This window comes from Sinimarinibacterium thermocellulolyticum (assembly GCF_040327995.1).
Taxonomy (GTDB): Bacteria; Pseudomonadota; Gammaproteobacteria; order Nevskiales; family Nevskiaceae; genus Solimonas; species Solimonas thermocellulolyticum.
In genome coordinates this window covers 1-18677 of sequence record NZ_JBEPIJ010000022.1, presented here as the reverse complement: position 1 = coordinate 18677, position 18677 = coordinate 1, and the positions used below count along the sequence as shown (strand labels likewise).

16 protein-coding genes are annotated in these 18677 nt (G+C 69.9%); 10 read left to right on the top strand and 6 right to left on the bottom strand.

Annotated features, from left to right (window positions below; translation table 11 throughout):
* Positions 1-113 precede the first annotated feature (113 nt).
* The 5 genes from rnt to lipA all read left to right on the top strand — a co-directional run bounded on the left by rnt (position 114) and on the right by lipA (position 4172).
* The gene (rnt, locus tag ABSH63_RS14180; protein ID WP_352890545.1) at positions 114-785 is read left to right on the top strand and encodes a ribonuclease T; all 672 of its coding nucleotides are present in this window, start codon (positions 114-116) and stop codon (positions 783-785) included.
* Between the two features lie 143 nt (positions 786-928).
* Complete coding sequence (locus ABSH63_RS14175; protein ID WP_352890543.1) at positions 929-1729, top strand: GNAT family N-acetyltransferase; 801 nt, start codon at positions 929-931, stop codon at positions 1727-1729.
* Positions 1730-1748: 19 nt separating this feature from the next.
* On the top strand, positions 1749-2567 hold the full coding sequence (locus ABSH63_RS14170; protein ID WP_352890578.1) for a lysophospholipid acyltransferase family protein: 819 nt from the start codon (positions 1749-1751) through the stop codon (positions 2565-2567).
* A gap of 72 nt (positions 2568-2639) precedes the next feature.
* Positions 2640-3107 carry a hypothetical protein gene (locus tag ABSH63_RS14165; RefSeq protein WP_352890541.1) on the top strand — a complete coding sequence of 156 codons (468 nt, stop codon included), beginning with the start codon at positions 2640-2642 and terminating at the stop codon, positions 3105-3107.
* 57 nt (positions 3108-3164) lie between these two features.
* Positions 3165-4172, top strand: coding sequence for a lipoyl synthase (gene lipA, locus ABSH63_RS14160; RefSeq protein WP_352890539.1), 1008 nt, complete (start codon positions 3165-3167; stop codon positions 4170-4172).
* A gap of 209 nt (positions 4173-4381) precedes the next feature.
* Here lipA and ABSH63_RS14155 read toward each other — a convergent pair whose 3' ends face one another.
* Entirely contained in the window at positions 4382-4810 is a 429-nt protein-coding gene (locus ABSH63_RS14155) for a DUF3429 domain-containing protein (protein ID WP_352890537.1), read from the bottom strand.
* A 98-nt stretch (positions 4811-4908) separates the two neighbouring features.
* The gene (locus ABSH63_RS14150; protein ID WP_352890535.1) at positions 4909-5811 is read right to left on the bottom strand and encodes a glutathione S-transferase family protein; all 903 of its coding nucleotides are present in this window, start codon (positions 5809-5811) and stop codon (positions 4909-4911) included.
* A 264-nt stretch (positions 5812-6075) separates the two neighbouring features.
* Here ABSH63_RS14150 and ABSH63_RS14145 point away from each other — a divergent pair, with 264 nt between their 5' ends.
* Together ABSH63_RS14145 and ABSH63_RS14140 are read left to right on the top strand one after the other, a co-directional pair.
* Entirely contained in the window at positions 6076-6300 is a 225-nt protein-coding gene (locus tag ABSH63_RS14145) for an AbrB/MazE/SpoVT family DNA-binding domain-containing protein (RefSeq protein ID WP_352890534.1), read from the top strand.
* Positions 6301-6309: 9 nt separating this feature from the next.
* The gene (locus tag ABSH63_RS14140) at positions 6310-6768 is read left to right on the top strand and encodes a type II toxin-antitoxin system death-on-curing family toxin (protein WP_352890533.1); all 459 of its coding nucleotides are present in this window, start codon (positions 6310-6312) and stop codon (positions 6766-6768) included.
* On the opposite strand, the gene ABSH63_RS14135 is transcribed toward ABSH63_RS14140, so the two are convergent.
* The 3 genes from ABSH63_RS14135 to ABSH63_RS14125 are packed head-to-tail and all read right to left on the bottom strand — an operon-like array spanning position 6755 to position 8153.
* The gene (locus tag ABSH63_RS14135; RefSeq protein ID WP_352890531.1) at positions 6755-7165 is read right to left on the bottom strand and encodes a YchJ family protein; all 411 of its coding nucleotides are present in this window, start codon (positions 7163-7165) and stop codon (positions 6755-6757) included. The genes ABSH63_RS14140 and ABSH63_RS14135 overlap by 14 nt on opposite strands.
* Positions 7162-7758, bottom strand: a complete 597-nt coding sequence (locus tag ABSH63_RS14130) for a DUF938 domain-containing protein (RefSeq protein ID WP_352890529.1) — start codon at positions 7756-7758, stop codon at positions 7162-7164. The genes ABSH63_RS14135 and ABSH63_RS14130 overlap by 4 nt, the downstream gene beginning before the upstream one ends.
* Before the next feature lie 2 nt (positions 7759-7760).
* Entirely contained in the window at positions 7761-8153 is a 393-nt protein-coding gene (locus ABSH63_RS14125; RefSeq protein WP_352890527.1) for an MAPEG family protein, read from the bottom strand.
* Positions 8154-8338: 185 nt separating this feature from the next.
* Here ABSH63_RS14125 and ABSH63_RS14120 point away from each other — a divergent pair, with 185 nt between their 5' ends.
* The 3 genes from ABSH63_RS14120 to ABSH63_RS14110 all read left to right on the top strand — a co-directional run bounded on the left by ABSH63_RS14120 (position 8339) and on the right by ABSH63_RS14110 (position 17437).
* A complete protein-coding gene (locus ABSH63_RS14120; protein ID WP_352890526.1) occupies positions 8339-10681 on the top strand; it encodes a DEAD/DEAH box helicase in 2343 nt (780 codons plus the stop codon).
* A 359-nt stretch (positions 10682-11040) separates the two neighbouring features.
* Positions 11041-12801 carry a DUF255 domain-containing protein gene (locus ABSH63_RS14115; protein WP_352890524.1) on the top strand — a complete coding sequence of 587 codons (1761 nt, stop codon included), beginning with the start codon at positions 11041-11043 and terminating at the stop codon, positions 12799-12801.
* 286 nt (positions 12802-13087) lie between these two features.
* Entirely contained in the window at positions 13088-17437 is a 4350-nt protein-coding gene (locus ABSH63_RS14110) for a DEAD/DEAH box helicase (protein WP_352890523.1), read from the top strand.
* Here the strand turns inward: ABSH63_RS14110 and ABSH63_RS14105 are convergent.
* Entirely contained in the window at positions 17400-18482 is a 1083-nt protein-coding gene (locus ABSH63_RS14105; RefSeq protein WP_352890521.1) for a mechanosensitive ion channel family protein, read from the bottom strand. The genes ABSH63_RS14110 and ABSH63_RS14105 overlap by 38 nt on opposite strands.
* Positions 18483-18677 lie beyond the last annotated feature (195 nt).

Here is an 18677-nt window from a genome sequence, read left to right as displayed (position 1 = left end):
CGCGACCGGAATCGGGTGGCGAATTATAGGGGCTCGCGCGCGCAACGCCGCGCCGGCGCCGGGTCGGGACGCTCTTTTCCGGTATCCTGTCGTGCCCGTCAGCCTCTCCCCCGATGGACGCCAGCGCCCCCAAGCACAAGGTCGGTCACCGCTTTCGTGGCTTTTTGCCGGTGGTCGTGGACGTGGAGACCGGCGGCTTCAACGCGCAGACCGATGCGCTCTTGGAGATCGCCGCGGTGATCTTGGGCGTCGAGGCGGACGGTACGCTGGTGCGCCGCCAGACGGTGTTCGCACATGTCGTGCCCTTCGAGGGCGCCAACATCGAGAAGGCCTCGCTGGAGGTCAACGGCATCAAGCTCGACAACCCGCTGCGCCTGGCGCTGGCCGAGCGCGAGGCGCTGGACCACGTGTTCCGGCCGATCCGCAAAGCGGTGTCGGAAAACGGTTGCAAGCGCGCGATCCTGGTCGGTCACAACGCGCACTTCGACCTGGGCTTCATCAATGCCGCGGTCGCGCGCACCGGTTACAAGCGCAATCCGTTTCATCCGTTCAGTGTCTTCGACACGGCGACGCTCGCCGGCGCGGCGCTCGGCCAGACTGTGCTGGCGCGCGCGCTGCAGGTCACCGGCCTGGGCCACGACGCCGACGCCGCGCACTCGGCGATCTACGATGCCGAGAAAACCGCGGACCTGTTCTGCCTGCTGGTGAACCGCATGCGGCCGCTGTTCGCCGATTTCACCGTGCCCGCCACGGGCGAGTCCGAGGCCGCGGACGGCGGTGACTGAAACCTCGGCTGCAGCAAGGCTTGCGGCCCAGAGCCGCGGAACTCGACGATCCCGGGCCAGTGTCATCGAAACGACATGACGCCGTCATTTGGCGTTGATGGCGGCTTCATAGAGTGCGTGACATTCGAAACCGGAGTTTCGCCATGTCCGCACGCATCGAAGGTGATCTGCCGCGCCGCCCGCGCTTCGAGGTTCGCTTCGCGGCCACGCCGGAGGAAGTGCTCGCCACGCAGAAGCTGCGCTACCGGGTCTTCGCCGGCGAGCTGGGCGCGCAGATCGACGGCGGCGCCGACGGTGTCGATCATGATCGGTTCGATCCGTTCTGCGAGCATCTGATGGTCGTGCAGCCCGACACGGGCCGCATCGTCGCCTGCACGCGCATCCTCACCGACCGCAGGGCGCCGGCTGCCGGCGGTTTTTACTCGGCCAGCGAGTTCGATCTCGCGATGCTGGATGCGCTGCCGGGCCGCATGATGGAAATCGGCCGCACCTGCGTCGACCCCGAGTTCCGCTCCGGCGCCGTGATCGCGACGCTGTGGCAGGGCATTGCCGCCTACATCACCAACGAGGGCTATGACTACCTGTTCGGCTGCGCCAGCATCGGCCTCGAAGACGGCGGCGGCAACGCGCACGCGATCCTCGATCTGATCCGCGCGCGTCACCTCGCGCCGGAGTTCCAGCGCGTACGCCCCTACATCCCGCTGCCGGCCGCCGACTGGCGCCCCGCCGCTGCGATGCCGCCGCGCGCACCGAAGATGCCGCCCTTGCTCAAGGCCTATCTGAGCCTGGGCGCGCGCGCCTGCGGCGAGGCCTACTGGGACCGCGACTTCAACTGCGCCGACGTCTTCATGCTGCTCAACGTCAGTGAGCTGCAGCCGCGCTACGCGCGCCATTTCCTCGGCCGCGACGCCCAAATCGCACGTGAGCCCGCGCTGGCCGCCTGAGCCGCGAGCCTTGCACGCGATGCACACGCGCCTGCGCCTGTGCTGGCGTGCCGCGCGCCTGATCGTGCACATCGCCGCCGGCCTGGCCGCGGCGCTGGCGCTGCGGCTCGATCCCAGCGGCCGGCTACAGCCCGAGCCGATCGCACAGCGCTGGTCGCGCCGCCTGCTGCGCATCCTCGACATCCGCGTGCGGGTCTGCGGCACGCCGGTCGCCGGCGCACGGCTCACGGTCGCCAACCACGTGTCCTGGCTCGACATCCCGCTGCTCGCGGCCTGTGCACCGACGCGCTTCGTCGCCAAGTCGGAGATCCGCGACTGGCCGCTGGCCGGCGGGCTCGCGAGTGCCGCCGGCACCTTCTACATCCGCCGCGGCAAGGGCGGCGCACGGCCGGTGGTCGATCGGCTGGTGCCGTATCTGGCGGGTGCGTGTGCCGCGCAGGTGGCGCCCAAGGTCACCCCCAATGTCACGCTGTTCCCCGAGGGCACGACCACCGACGGCCGCCAGGTCCTCGACTTTCACGCACGCCTGTTCGCCGCCGCGATCGAGGCCGGCGTGCCGGTGCAGCCGGCGGCGCTGCGCTACGGCTGTGATGCCGAGGATCGCGACCTCGCCCCCTTCGTCGGTGACGACGACCTGTTCCGCCACATCCTGCGCCTGCTGCGCAGTCGCGGGTTGCAAGCCGAGCTGATCTGGTGCGCACCGATTCCCAGCGCACAGGCCGAGCGCGGCGCGCTCGCGGCCGAGGCCGAGCAGGCGGTGCGCGCAGCGCTGCAGCTAAACGCACCCGCGCCCGGCCGCCAGGGGCAGCGCGAAGCAGTAGGACTCGCCGCCGCATGAGGCCCGCGCCAAGGCGCGCGGCGCGGCGATGCGTGCTAACGTCGGCGGTGGATCTCGGCCCGACTGCATCCCATGTTGCGCACCCTCTTGTGGCTCGCCGGTGTCGGCCTGCCGGCTCTGGCTTCGGCCCAGACCGATCTGGAACGCTGCGCCGCGATCGAAGCGGCGGCCGAGCGCCTCGCCTGCTTCGATGCGCTGACCCGCACACCCGGCGCGCGTGAACCCGACGCGCCGCAGGTGCAGGCCGGCGCAGCGCCGGCTGCCGTCGAGCGCTTCGGCGCCGAGTCCCTGCCGGCCGCGGCCGCCGCGGAGCCGGTGCCGGACCGCATCGAAGCGCGCCTCAAAGGCCGCTTTGCCGGCTGGGGCAAGGACACCGTCTTCGAGCTCGACAACGGCCAGGTCTGGCAGTGCCGCAACTGCCGCGAGGTCTACCACCAGGCCGAGTCGCCGCGGGTGGTGATCCGCCGCAGCTTCACCGGTGTCTACTGGCTCAAGGTCGAGGGCCTGAACCAGCAGGCCAAGGTGCGCAGAGTCAAGTAAACACGATCGGGCGGCTGCGCCTGCGGCGTTACAATGCCGCGTCATCCCGGAGTTCCCATGAGCGACATCCCCGCCTCTGCCGCACCGCCGGCCGCCCCACGTCGCGTCGTCCAGGGCGAGAAGCTGCGCGGCGCCGAGAAGATGGCGCGCATCCCGATCAAGATCGAGCCGACCGTCGCACCGCTGCGCAAGCCGAACTGGATCCGCGCCAAGACCCAAGGGACGCCCGAGGTCGCACGCATCAAGGCCGTGCTGCGTGCCAACAATTTGCACACGGTGTGCGAAGAAGCGAGCTGCCCGAACCTGGGCGAGTGCTTCGGCAAGGGCACGGCCACGTTCATGATCATGGGCGACATCTGCACCCGGCGCTGCCCTTTTTGCGACGTCGCCCACGGCCGCCCGAATCCGCTGGACGTCGACGAGCCGGTCAATCTCGCGCGCACGATCCGCGACATGGGCCTGCGCTACGTCGTCATCACCAGCGTCGACCGCGACGATCTGCCCGATGGCGGTGCCGCGCACTTCGCCGCCTGCATCCGGCAAGCGCGCGCACTCTCGCCGGACCTGACCATCGAGGTGTTGGTGCCCGACTTCCGCGGCCGCATGGACCCGGCGCTGGCGATCTTCAAGGACACACCGCCGGACGTGTTCAACCACAACCTCGAAACCGTACCGCGGCTGTACAAGCAGGCGCGACCGGGCTCCGACTACGAATGGAGCCTCGATCTACTCGAACGCTTCAAGGCCCTGCACCCCGAGGTGCCGACCAAGTCCGGCCTGATGCTCGGCCTGGGCGAAGAGATCGAGGAGATCGAGCAGGTCATGCGCGACCTGCGCGCGCACAAAGTCGACATGCTCACGCTCGGCCAGTACCTGCAACCCTCGCGCAACCACCTGCCGGTCGCGCGCTACGTGCATCCGGACGAGTTCGAGCGCCTGCGCGTCGTCGGCGAGCAGATGGGCTTCTCGCACGTCGCCAGCGGCCCGATGGTGCGCTCCAGCTACCACGCCGATGAGCAGGCGCATGGCGTGCTGGCCCAGACCACGTGGACGGCGTCGCGGTAGCCTCGCCTGCCAGACCGCGCTGCCCCTGATCCTGCCGCTGCGGGTTGGCGTCGGCGCGCGTGCCGGAGCGACGCCCGCCTCGCCATTCGCAGCACTCGCCGCTCGCTGTGGCAACACCTACGAAAGATCGCCGAGAAGACTCGGTGACGCCGACGCTCGGCGCCGGTGCGGCGATCGCGACGGCCGCGCCCGAGCGCTCACCCCCCTAGCTACAGCGCCAGCCGCCAGGCGATCGCGAGGCAGGCGCCGACGGTCAAGGCCGTGCGCAGCCCAAAATAGCCCTCGACCGCACCGAGCGTGCGCTCGCGCCAGAAGTCGGCGAGCAGCAGCAGCAGGAACACCAGGATCAGCCCCGTCAGCGCCGCGGGTCGCGCCAAGGTCATCGCGGTCCACGCCGCGAGCATCAGCGCCATCGAGAACAACAGCCCCATGGTGCCCGCCGGCCCTTCCGCAGCCGGCAGTGCAAAGCCCCAGAAAGTGCCGGCCATGAACGCGGCGATCATGCCGACCCAGACCAGCCACGCGTGATCGAGCCAGTGCGGCACCGTGGCGGGTGACAACGACAGCCACAGCGGGCCGGCGAAGAACGGGATCAGGCCAGCGTAACCGAGCAGCGACACCAGACGCGGCAGCTTCATCCCTCGGACTTCCAGGCGCAAATCCGGATCCAGTATAGGCCCTTAGCGGCATAGGGCGCGGGCCACGATCCGGCACTTGCGCGCCACGCGCCGCCGCCCTAGACGGTCTCGGCCATCTTGCGCTGCGCACCCTGCTGGTGCCGCCGACGATGGGCCGCAAGGGCCGGCGGCGCTGCGCCACCGCGACATCTCGACTCGGGGCGGCGGTGCAGGCGGTAGATCGTGCGCACCCAGTCCGCACCCGGATGACCGTGCCAGGCTTCAAGCAGCGGCTGCATCGCGTCGCGGTACTCCGGGTCCGAGAACACCAGATGCTCGTCCGGACAGACCAGCGGCGCGAGGCGCGAGGCCGCGGTGATGTCGGCGACGCTCAAAGCGCCGCCGGCGAGATGGACACGCCCACCGTCGGCCAGGCGAGCGAGCTCATCCAGGGCACGCTCGACCACCTTGCGTGAGTGCGCGATCAGCGCCGGCTCCATGCCCAGGCCGCGCCGAAACACACCCAGAATCAGCGGGAAGGCCAGCCGCAGCACGCGTGCCTGCACCAAACCCGCGTCGAGCGACCACAGCCGCCGCACCAGATCGGGATCTTTGAGCAGCGTGGCATACATCAGCCGCACGACGTGCATGCCGATGTGGTCGAAGCGGGCCTCGTAGCGCATGACCTCGGCGCGCGTTTCGGCATCCTGCGGAATCAGCGCAAACGGCGCGCGGTGCCGTTCCAGCCATTCGAGGATCTGCGTGCTGTCCTGGATCAGCTCGCCGTCGGCCTGCAAGGTCGGCAGCGACACGCCGAGACTGCCGCCGATGCGCAGGTTGCTCGCGTGGTGCAGAAACGGCGTCAGCCGATGCTCGCAATAGCGCAGGTGCGCGGCGTCGAGGGCCCAGCGCACCTTCTCGCTCGATGGCGAGGCGGCAACGGTGTACAGGGTCATGACGGGTGTCATGCCGGGGGTCGACTTCGGCGTCGTCGCCGATGGCGTCATGCCTGCGGTGTTCATCCCTGTCCTCCCGTGGATGTGCGAAAGCTACCGACTGAAAGTGACACGCGTGCGGCGACGCCGGCTGCGGCCGGGCGCAACAGCCGGCGTCTGCGGTACCGGGTCTCGCACGAACCGTGCCGGCGGTGCTCGGCCTGCGTTCGGCAAGCGGCGCCACCGCGCCCTGACATGAGCCACGATCGCGGTCGGCCGCCGCCGCGCAGGATGGGACGCGACGCTCGGATGCCGTATTATCACGCGCGTTATAACCATGCGAGTTCGGCCATGAAACTGCGCATCACCACCGTCGGCAACTCGGCCGGCGTCGTCCTGCCCAAGGAATTGCTCGCGCGCCTGCGCGTCGAAAAGGGCGACACGCTCTATGTCACCGAGCTGCCGGACGGCATCAAGCTGCAAGCCTACGATCCGACGTTTGCGCAGCAGATGGCTGTGGCGGAGCAGATCATGCGCGAGGATCGCACCGTGTTGCGTCGCCTCGCCGACAGTTGAGGGACCACCGTGATCGTCTGGCTGGAATCACGCCTAGTGCTCGCCATCCACGACCGGCAACTGGCGGAGCACGGCGGCAGCCCGGGTGTGCGTGACACCAATCTTCTGGAGTCGGCGCTGGCGCGGCCGCAGCAACTGCATGCCTATGGCGACCCGGCGCCGGACCTTGCCGATCTGGCCGCCAGTCTCGCCTTCGGGCTTGCGCGCAATCACCCCTTCGTCGATGGCAACAAGCGCACGGCCTTCGTCAGTTGCCGCACGTTTCTCGCGCTCAACGGTGCCACGCTGGTCGCGGGCGACGAGGATAAGTACCTCACCTTCCTTGCACTTGGCGAGGGCCGCCTGTCGGCCGAGGATCTCGCCGCCTGGCTGCGCCCACGCCTGTACACCGACGCGCCCGACAGCCTGCAGGAACCGCGCAAGCGCTACACCGCGCCCCGGCGCAAGACGGCGGTCAGCTCGACTTGATCACGCCGTCGAGGTAGTACCAGACACCGCCTTCGCGCACGAAGCGGCTGGTCTCGTGCAGGCGTACCGCGCGACCGCCGCCGACGCGGTAGCGGGCGATAAACTCGACGATGCCCTCATCGTCGCTGCCCTGTGCGGTGCGGACGATCTTCAGCCCCAGCCACGCGGTGCGCACCTCGCCCAGATCGAGCTCATCCGGCGGCGGCCGTGTGCGCGGATGCCAGGTCGCCAGCAGGTACAGCGACAGGCGCATCGCGTAGGCGCTGTAGCGCGAGCGCATCAAGGCCTCGGGCGTCGGCGCCGGAATACCGTGGTGATACGGGCCGCAGCAGTCGCGGTAGGCCTTGCCGGATTCGCAGGCGCAGGCATCGGCCGCGGCCGGCTTGTTCTTGCTCATCGCGTCCACACCAGGCAGCGGTTGTTGGCCGGCATCGCACAGTCCTCGAGCAGCGTGAAGCCCGCGCCGCGGGCGAGTGCGTCCACCGCCTCGAAGTCGCGGATGCCCATGTGCGGCGCATCGCCGCGCAGGCGCGCATCGAAGGCGGCGTTACTGTCGCTGGTGTAGTGCCCGCCGTAGTTGAACGGGCCGTAGATCGCGAGCTTGGCGTCGGCGGTGAGGATCTCGGGCAGGCGCGCGAACAGGCGCTCGACCTCGGCCCAGCTCATGATGTGCAGCGTGTTGGCGCTGAACACCGCGTCGAACGGGCCAATCGGCCAGCGCACGTCGTTGACGTCGAACATCAGGGGTTCTGGCGTGTTCGGCAGCGCCGCCTCGGCGAGCCAGGCGCGGATGCCGGGCAGATAGGGTTCGCGGTCGGCGCTCTGCCAGACCAGATGCGGCAGCGCCGCCGCGAAATGCACGGCGTGCTGACCCGTGCCGCTACCGATCTCGAACACCCGCCGGCGGTCCGCGAAATGCCGCCGCAGCACCGCGAGAATCGGTTCGCGATTGCGCTGGCTCGACGGCGAGAATGGCTTGCCGGCCGACATCCTCAGACCATCAGCGCGGCAACGCCGCGCCAGATGCACAGGGCCGCGGCGACGACCAGCACGATGAAGGTCAGCAGCGTTCCGTAGAAGCGGCCGAACTTCCAGCTCGCGGTGAACGACAGCGCGATGCCGTGCAAAACGCGCGCGAGCAGCAGCGTCGCGCCCAGCACGTGCAGCAGCCACGCCGGCGCCGCGCCGCCGTGTTCGAGCATCGCCATCATCACCAGCACCAGCGGCACGTACTCGGCGAAGTTGGCGTGGCCGCGGATGCGGCGCAGCAGGTCCGGATCGCCGCCATCGCCGAGACTGACGACGTTGCGCTTTTGGATGACACGCGCGCTGAGCACGAGAAACAGGATCGCCAGCAGGCCGGCGTACAGCGGAGTGATGGTCATCGACAGTCCCCCCAGTGGATGGGCCCGGAGCCGGGCGGCGCCAGCGTATGCGTGCCAGGCGGCGCTGACAACGGCGTCGCTGGCGGAAGCGGCGGCGATCACCGGGGCGTTGCGACGCGCTGCGCCCGACGCTGCTGCCGGATTTGCTAGCCTGTGCGGCTGCCCCTTTCGATGCGCACGTCGCGATGCCCCACTCGCTGCCACTGCCGCGGCCGCCCGGCCCCGCGCCGGCTGCCGAGCCGCTCCAGCTCGATCTGGAGCTGGCGGCGCCGCGCGCGCCGCTGCGCGCGGTGCTCGAACTGCGCACCGAGCATCTCGCCGCGCGCTCGCGGCGGCTGCCGGTGTCGCGCATCGGCGTCGCCCGACTGTGCTTCGACTACGGCGGCCGGCGCATCCCCGCCGACAGCCGCGGTGCCGGCATCGACGAGGGCGCGGCGGCGGTCGAGCGCCAGCACGCGGCCGAGGGTGAGATCCTCGACCAGTTGCGCGGCTTCCATCTGCTGCCGGCCGACGCCGTCGTCGGCCTGTTTCTCGACGACGAGGAACTCGCGCGCTTCGGCACCGGCGATCACGTGCTCGAACGCGGCGAGGGCCGGCCGGCCTCGCCCGATCATCTCGCCAAGATCTTGCCGCGGCTCGCCGCCGCCGGCTTTGCGCTCGAATTCGACGCGGACTTTCCGGTCGAGCTCTTGCCGGCGCCGAGCGACTGGCGCATCGACATCGCCGAGCGCGACGGCGCATGGTTCGACGTACACCTGGGCATCGAGGTCAACGGTGAGCGCATCGATCTGATTCCGGTGCTGCGCGCCGCGCTGGCCGACCCGAGCTTTCCGATCGAGCCGGCGCCGCGCGAGCCGGCGGACGCGGTCTGGCTCGCTGCCGTCGACGAGCGTCGGCGCGTGCCGCTGCCGCTGGTGCGCCTGCGCGCGCTGATCGAGCCGCTCAGCGAATGGCTGTCACGGCAGGCGGACGGCGGGGGCGAGGCCGGCGCGCTGCGCCTACGCCTGCCGCAGGCCGCGATCCTCGACGAACTGCCCCTGCGCGTCGTGGACGGCACACCCTTGCGCGAGCGCCTCGCCGCGCTCTCGGCGCCGCGTGAGCCGGTGACCGTGGCGCAAGGCTTTCGCGCGAGCCTGCGGCCGTATCAGCAACAAGGCTTGGGCTGGCTCGACACCCTCGCCCGTGCCGGGCTCGGCGGCGTGCTCGCCGACGACATGGGGCTGGGCAAGACCGTTCAGGTGCTGGCGCACATCTGGACCGAGCGCGCGCGCGGCCGGCTCAAGCTACCCGCGCTGATCATCGTGCCGACCAGCCTGGTCGCCAACTGGCGAGCCGAAGCGCGGCGCTTCGCGCCCGAGCTGCAACTGCTGGTGTTGCACGGGCCCGATCGACGCGAGCTGTACGCACGCATCGCCCATGCGCACATCGTCCTCACCACCTACCCGTTGATCGCGCGCGACCACGCCCTGCTCAAGCGCGCAAGGTTCGGGCTCTTGGTGCTCGACGAGGCGCAGACGATCAAGAACGCACGCACGCAGACGGCCCAGATCGTGCGCGAGCTGCGCGCCGAGCGGCGGCTCGCGGTCACCGGCACGCCGCTCGAAAACCACCTGGGCGAGCTGTGGGCACAGATGGACGTGGTCGAACCCGGCCTGCTCGGCTCGGAGCGCAGCTTCACCGCGCTGTACCGCACGCCGATCGAAAAACACGGCAACCGCGCGCGCGAAGCGCGCCTGAAGCGGCGCATCGCGCCGCTGATCCTGCGCCGGCGCAAGGAGGACGTCGCGCCCGAGTTGCCGCCGCGTACCGAGATCCTGCGCCGCATCGATCTGCAAGGCCGCCAGCGCGAGCTGTACGAGGCGCTGCGTGCGCTTCAGGATCGCCGCGTGCGCGAGGCGGTGGCCGCGCGCGGGCTCGAACAGTCCGGCATGATCGTGCTCGACGCCCTGCTCAAGCTGCGTCAGGTCTGCTGCGACCCGCGCCTGGTCAGGCTCGACGGCGCGGCCGCGGTCGACGAGTCGGCCAAACTCGACCACCTGCTCGAACTGCTCGACGAACTGATCGCCGCGGATCGGCGCGTGCTGGTGTTCTCGCAGTTCACGAGCATGCTGTCACTGATCGCCAAGGCCCTGCGAGCGCGCGGCATCCACCATCTGGAGCTCACCGGCGCGACCCGGGACCGCGGCGCGCTGGTCGAGCGCTTCCAGCGCGGCGAAGTCCCCGTGTTCCTCATCAGCCTCAAGGCCGGCGGCGTCGGGCTCAACCTCACCGCCGCCGACACCGTGATCCACTACGATCCGTGGTGGAACCCGGCGGTCGAGAACCAGGCCAGCGACCGTGCCCACCGGATCGGCCAGGACAAGCCGGTGTTCGTCTACAAGCTGATCTGTAGCGCCACCGTCGAAGAGAAAATCCAGGAACTTCAGGCGCGCAAGGCGGCGCTGGCGCAAGCCGTGCTCGACGGTGGCCCCTGCAAGGACACGGGCTTCGACGGCGCGGATCTCGCCGAGCTCCTCGCAACGCTCTGACGCGCCGGTTGCGGCCCGGCCTGCCCGCGGCCGGCTTTTACACGCGGCGCCTCGGGAGCGATCGGGCGTTGACGCTGTGAAACGGCCGGATGCGGTGTCCTCGCAACCGTCCGTGCACATCGGCGCGCCCCCAAGACCGCGCATCTGGGCAGTCCGGCCAAGCGACGCCGCCCGCACGCCCCAAAGTGCGTCGGTTACGCAACCCCACCCGCCGGATACGCCTGCCAACGACGTGGGGAACTGCGAATCCCGGGCATGGCCAAGAGGCTTTGGCTCGAAACGTCAGCCGCGGCGCCGCGCAGCATCCCGCCGCAGCGCTCGAACGTAGTCCCGGGCGGACCTGCCGCCCGCCGCCGACGATGAATCTCCGTTTCGCGCTCGCCTTCGCCGTCGCCCTGCCGCTGCTCTGCAGCCCGCGGGCGCCCGCTTCCCCGGCTGCGGCGGGCATCGCTTGGCTGAGCGATCCGCAGCAGGCTTTCGCACTGGCACGCGCGCAAAAGCGCCCGGTGTTCCTGTACCTGGAGGCCGTCTGGTGCCACTGGTGCCATGTGATGCAGCGCGAAACCCTCACCAATGCCGAGGTGGTCGCGCTGATCGACTCACACTACATCGCGCTGCGCGTCGATCATGACGCCAACCCGCTGCTCGCCAACCGCTACCGCGACTACGGCTGGCCGGCGCTGATCTTCCTCGACGCCGAGGGCCGCGATCTGGTCAAGCGCGCCGGCTATCGCGCACCGCAGGATTTCGCCCGGCTTCTGCGCGCGATCGCCGCCGATCCAACACCGGAACGCGCGCCACCCGCCGCGGCCCCCGTCGCCGGGACAATGCTGGACGCGGCCTCGCGCGAGCATCTGCGCCGCCGGCACGAGGCGATGGCCGATCTTGCCGCCGGCGGCCTACGGACCGCGCAGAAGTTTCTCGATCGCGACAGCGTCGAGTACGCGCTGCTGCACGCCGACCTTGCCGGCGAGCGGCGCAAAGCGGTCGGCACACTCGATGCGGCGCGCGCGCTGATCGATCCAATCTGGGGCGGTATCTATCAGTACTCGACCGGCGGCCGCTGGGACCGGCCGCATTACGAGAAGATCATGCGCAGCCAAGCCGGGGCGATGCGCATTTACGCCCTGGCCTGGGCGCGACTGCAACGCGAGCAGGATCTGCGCAGCGCACAGGCGATCCGCGACTATCTCCTGAAGTTCTTGCGTGCGCCTTCCGGAGCCTTCTACAACAGCCAGGATGCCGATGTGGTGCCGGGGCAGAAATCCGCCGACTACTTCGCCCTCGACGACGCGGGGCGACGCGCGCGCGGCATGCCGCGCATCGACCCGACGTTGTACGCCGAAGCCAGTGCGTTGGCGGCCGAAAGCCTCGCCGCGCTGGACGAGTACAGTGACGATGCCGCAGCGCGCGCGGCCGCACTGGCCGCCGGACGCTGGCTGCTGGCAAACCGGCGCGACGACGATGGCCGATACCGCCGCGACGAGAACGGCGACGCACAGCGATACCTCGGCGACACGCTTGGTGCCGGCGCGGCGTTCCTCGCGCTGTACCGCATCAGCGCCGAAGCGCAGTGGCTGCAACACGCCATCGCGGCCGCGCAGGCGCTCGACGCCTTCCGCATGCCCGAGGCTGGCTATGCCTCCGCGCTGCTCGACGTCGGACCGATCTCGCGCCATGCCGATCTGGCCGAGAACATCCGGCTGGCACGCTTTATGAACCTGCTGCACCATTACAGCGGCGATCGACGGCATCGCGAGGCGGCCGAACACGCAATGCGCTATCTCGCTGCGCCGGCGCGCATCCGCGGACTCGTCACCGAGCCCGGCATCCTGCTTGCCGATGCGGAACTGGCGAGCGCGCCGCTACACCTCAGCGTGGTCGGTGCCCACGACGATCCGGCCGCGCGCGCCCTCTACCGTGTTGCACTCGCCGCGCATGGCTATTACAAACGGATGGACTGGTGGGACCCTGCGCAGGCGCCGCCGCCGAATTTGGCGATTCCGTTTCCGCGGTTACCCTTCGCCGCCGGCTACGTCTGTAATGAGAACCGCTGCTCGCTGCCCAGCCGCACGCCGCAGGCCTATGCCGAGGCGATCCGCAGCCTGCGCGCACCTTAATCCCAAGCCAGACCGGGCCGCGGATCCGCGCCGATGGGGTCGGCGCGCGGGACCCGCGAGCCGGGACGCTGCCTGCCCGTCACGCGCGCGAACCACCCCCTGCACCGGCGTGCCGGGCTGAGCCGAGCAGCCACTGGTGCCACGCCGGATGTCGGCGACGCCGGCAGTGATGTTTGGCCCGTATTCAACAATGTGGCCGCCAGAGGGTTGACGTAGAACGAACCGGCGCCGGAGCTAAGCCGGGCAAGCCTGCCCGCGCGTCCACCCCCGGCGCTATGCTCGGCCCATGCAGCCGATTCTGTCCCCGATCGATCCGGTGCCGGACACCTCCGGCAATGAGTGGCGCTTTCACCCCGCCGTCGCCGACTGGTTCACTGACGCGTTCGGGCAGCCTACCGAAGTCCAGCGCCAGGCCTGGCAGGTCACCGCGCGCCGACGCGACGCGCTGATCAGCGCTCCGACCGGCTCGGGCAAGACCCTCGCGGCCTTTCTCGGCGCGATCAACGAGCTGGTGGTCGAAGGCCTCACCCGCGGCCTCGACGACGCCGTGCACGTGCTCTACGTCTCGCCGCTCAAGGCGCTGTCGAACGACATCCAGAAAAACCTGCAGGCGCCGCTCGCCGGCATCCGCGAACGGCTGCGGGCGATGGGTTTGGGCGAGGTGACCATCCGCGACGCGGTGCGCACCGGCGACACCAGCGCATTGGAACGCGAACGCATGCGCCGCGCGCCGCCGCACATTCTCGTCACGACGCCAGAGTCGCTGTTCATCCTGCTGACCTCGGACGCCGGCCGCGCGATGCTGCGCTCGGTGCGCAGCGTCATCGTCGACGAATTGCACGCCGTGGCCGGCAGCAAGCGCGGTGCGCATCTGGCGCTGACGCTGGAACGGCTCGACGCGCTGTGCAAGCACCCGCCCGTGCGCATCGGCCTGTCGGCGACGCAAAAGCCGATCGAGACCATGGCACGCTTTCTGGTCGGCCGTGATGACCGTGACTGCGCGATTGTCGATGTCGGCCACGCGCGCGAACGCGATCTCGCGCTCGAACTGCCGCGCTCGCCGCTGACGCCGGTGATGGCGAATGAGGTCTGGACCGAGATCTACGATCGCCTCGCGCAGTTCACCGAAGACCACCGTACGACGCTGATCTTCGTCAATCAGCGGCGCATGGCCGAGCGCGTGGCCCGGCATCTGGCCGAGCGCATCGGCGAGGAGCATGTGACCGCCCACCACGGCAGCCTCGCCAAGGAACACCGGCTGCGCGCCGAGCAGCGCTTAAAGTCGGGCCAGCTCAAGGCACTGGTCGCGACCGCATCGCTGGAGCTGGGCATCGACATCGGCGAGGTCGATCTGGTCTGCCAGCTCGGCTCGCCGCGTTCGATCAACGCCTTTTTGCAGCGTGTCGGCCGCTCCGGTCACGCGGTCAGGGCGCTGCCCAAGGGCCGGCTGTTTCCGCTGTCGCTGGACGATCTCGCCGAATGCGTCGCCCTGCTCGACTGCGTGCAACGCGGCGAGCTGGACCGCGTGTGCCTGATGCGCGCGCCGCTGGACGTGCTCGCCCAGCAGATCACCGCCGAGGTCGCGTGCCGCGAGTGGGGGCTCGAAGATCTGCACGCCACGCTCACACGCGCGCTGCCGTATCGTGCACTGCCACTCGAACGCTTCGAGGCCGTCGTGCAGATGCTCGCCGACGGCTACGCCAGCCGCCGCGGCCGCCGCGGCGCGCTGCTGCACTTCGATGCGGTCAACCGCCGCCTGCGTGGCCGCCGCGGCGCCAAGCTCACCGCGGTGACCAATGCCGGGACGATTCCCGACCAGTTCGACTACGACGTCGTGCTCGCGCCCGAGGACCAGCGTATCGGCACGCTCAACGAGGATTTCGCATTCGAGTCGTTGCCCGGCGACATCGTCCAGCTCGGCAACACCTCGTACCGGATTCTGAAGGTCGAGACCGGCCGCGTCTTCGTCGAGGACGCCAAGGGCCAGCCGCCGAACATGCCGTTCTGGTTCGGCGAGGCGCCGGCGCGCAGCGATGAGCTCTCGGCCGCGGTGTCGCGCTTGCGCGAAGCTGCGGAACGGCAGTTGACCGCGGGCGGCAGCGAGGCCTGCGAACGCTGGCTACGCGACGAGTTGAGGCTCGACGCCAGCGCCGCGCAGCAGCTCGCGCAGTACTTTGCCGCTGCGCACAACGCGCTCGGCCTGTTGCCGACGCAGCAGCGCATCGTCTTCGAGCGCTTCTTCGACGAGGTGGGAGACACGCACCTGGTGATTCACGCGCCGCTGGGCGCGCGCATCATGCGCGCCTGGGGCCTGGCACTGCGCAAGCGCTTCTGCCGCCAGTTCAACTTCGAGCTGCAGGCGGCCGCGCTCGACGATTCACTGGTGCTCTCGCTGGGCCCCACGCACAGCTTTGCGCTCGACGACGTGCGCGGCTTCCTGCACTCGACTAGTGCGGCCGACAAGCTGGTGCAGGCAGTGCTGCAGGCGCCGATGTTCCCGACGCGCTGGCGCTGGGCGGCGTCGGTTGCGCTCGCCATCGCGCGCAACCGCAACGGCAAGCGCGTACCGCCGCAGTTCCAGCGCAGCGATGCCGAGGACCTGCTGACGCACGCCTTCCCCGACGCCGTCGCCTGTCAGGACAACCTGCCGGGCGATCGCGAAGTGCCGGACCACCCGCTGGTGCACCAGGCACTCGACGACTGCCTGCACGAGATGATGGACGCCGATGGCCTTCTTACACTGCTGCGGCGCATCGAGTCCGGCGAGGTCGAGATCGTCTGTTGCGACCTCACCGCGCCGTCACCCTTGTCGGCGTCGATTCTCAATGCGCGCCCCTACGCCTTTCTCGACGACGGCGCCGCCGAGGAGCGGCGCACGCTCGCGGTGCGTTCGCCTACGCTCGACGTGCAGGACGCTGCGAATCTCGGCCGCATCGATCCGCAGGCGATCGCGCGGGTGCGCGAGGAGATGCGCCCCGCCCCGGCCAACCCCGACGAACTGCACGACGCGCTGATCGTGTTTGGCTTTTTGACCGACGAGGAGTTGCGGCCGTGGGCAGCGATGCTCGACGAGCTGCTCATCGCGCGGCGGGTCGCGCGCATCGACGCACCGGGCAAGCCGTCGCTATGGTGCGCGGCCGAGCGTCTGCGCGAGCTGCGCATGGCGCTGCCGCAGGCGAGCGTTCACGGCGACGCGCCGCTGCTCGGCGCCGAAGTCGATCGCGACACCGCGCTGCGCGAGCTGCTGCGCAGCCGGCTTGAACTGCATGGGCCGGTCACGGCCGCGGCACTCGCCGCGCCGCTCGCGATCGGTTCATCGGAAGCCGAGATCGCGCTGCTCGCGCTCGAGGCCCAGGGCTACGTCATGCGCGGGGATTTCTCCGGTACCGGGGGCATCGGGTGGTGCGAGCGCCGGCGGCTCGCGCGCATCCACCGCTACACGCGCGAGCGCAAGCGCGCCGGCTTCGAGCCGGTGTCGCCGGCCGCGTGCATGCGCTTTCTGCTGGAGTGGCAGGGCATCGCCGGCGGCGCGACGCGCGACGGTCCGGTCGCGCTCGAAGCGGTGCTCGCCCAGCTCGAAGGCGTCGCCGTGGCCGCGGCGGCCTGGGAAAGCGAGGTGCTGCCGGCGCGGCTGCCCCGCTACGATCCGGCCTGGCTCGATCAGCTCGCGGCGTCCGGGCGCATCGTCTGGCAGCGCCTGCCGGCCGGCAGCGGCGACGCGCGAAAGTCCGGCCCGGTGCGCGCGACGCCGATCCTGCTGCTGCCGCGCGAGCGCGCCGCCGTCTGGCAGATGCCGCCGGACGATGAGGTCGAGCTGTCGGGTGCCGCACGCGCCTTGCTCGATGCGCTGCGCGCGCATGGCGCCTCGTTCTTCGTCGAGCTGGTCGAGGACACCGGCCTGCTGCGCAGCCACGTCGAGGCCGCGCTCGGCGAGCTGGTCGGTCACGGCCTGGTGACGTCCGATGGCTTCGCCGGTCTGCGCGCGCTGATCGCGCCGGCCGAGGTCAAGACGCGGGCCCTGCGTCGCGGCGGTGCACGCGCGGTGTTCCAGAACCTCGAAAGCGCCGGCCGCTGGTCGCTGGTCGGCGCGCGGCGCCGCAGCGAGGACGCGCCAGCGCCGGATGTCGAAGCCACGGCGCGCCTGCTGCTGCGCCGCTACGGCGTCGTGTTCCGCGCGCTGATCGAGCGCGAGGCGCGGCTGCCGCCGTGGCGCGAGCTGCACGATGTGCTGCGCCGCCTGGAAGCGCGCGACGAGATTCGCGGCGGCCGCTTCGTCAGCGGCTTCGCCGGCGAGCAGTTCGCGCTGCCCGAAGCGGCGGCCGCATTGCGCCGGTATCGCGAAGCCTGTGCCGACGACTACGTGGTGCTCGCCGGCTGTGATCCGCTGAACCTCACCGGCGTGCTGTTTCCCGGCGAGCGTGTGCCGGCGCTGCCCGGCAACCGCGTGCTGCTGCGTGACGGCGTGCCGGTGGCGGGTCTCGTCGGCGGCGAGTTGCGCTGCTGGGCGGCAGCCGATGCCGCGACGCAGAACGCCTGGCAGCGCCGCCTCTACGGCGCAACCGGCGCGGCGGCGCCGTCGACGCCGCCGCCGCTGCGGCTCAGGACGCCGAAGGCGCCGGCGCGACCTCGACTCTGACCGGCGCCTCGACGTACAGCGAGCGTGTCGGATACGCAAAGCCGATGCCTTCCTTGGCCAGCGCGCGCATCAGGGCGAGATTGATCGCCTGCTGCGTGTCCATGTACTTGGCGTACTCCGGATCCTTCATCCAGTAGACGACCTCGTAGTCCAGCGACGAGTCGCCGAACTTGAAGAAGTGCGCCCGATCGAAGCGCGCCAGCGGTTGCGCGCGCACGATCTCCTCGACGATGCGCGGAATCTTCTCCGCCTGCTCGGGCGTGGTCTGATAGAGCACGCCGAACGTGAACACGACGCGGCGCTCGTACATGCGCTTGTAATTGCGCACGCGCGCCTTGAGCAGGTCGGCATTCGAGAACACGATCTGTTCGCCGCCGAGGCTGCGGATGCGCGTGGTCTTCAGGCCGACGTGCTCGACCGTGCCCATGTAGTTATCGACGATGATGAAGTCGCCGATGACGAAGGGCTTGTCGATAACGATCGACAGGCTCGCGAACAGATCGCCGAGGATGTTCTGCACCGCGAGCGCAACCGCGATGCCGCCAACGCCGAGGCCGGCGACCAGCGCGGTAACATCGACGCCGAGGTTGTCGAGGGCCAGCAAAAGCACGATGGCCCACAGCAGCACGCGGCCGATGAAGCTCAAGGCGGCGAGGCTGGTCGCGGCGCCAGCGTCGGTCTGCAGCGTGCGCTGGCGGTAGCGTTCGAGCCAGAACTCGAGTCCGGCCATGCCCCAGAAGCCGAGTTGCAGGAAGGCGGCGACGGTGGCGACCCCGGTCAGCACCGCCTCGACCCGCTCCGGCAGCTCCAGATAGCGCGTGCCGATGAACAGGGTCACGCCGAAGATCAGCCACTGGCGTGTGCGCCGGGCGACGGCGATGAAGGCATCGTCCAGGGCGATGCTGGTCTGCTTCGCGACCCTGGCCAGGCGCGCAATGATGGCCCACTTGAGCAGGCCGACGACTACGTTGATGGTCAGCGCAAGGCCGAGCGCGGTGAGCCAGTCCCCGATCGTGTTACCGAGCAATTCGACGTTCCAGTCCATCACAGTCCTTCGCTTGAACGGCCCGCCGTTTTACCGTCCACGCGCGCGCAACACAACTCAAGGCCTTTGAAGAAGGTAATTCCTAAGCAAACCGGACCAAATCTGAGAGGATTTGGTCATGAAGCGATGTCCCGGATGTGCAGGTTGTCGGCACTATCGCCTGGGGGATGGACGTCTGAAGTGCCGCGCCTGCGG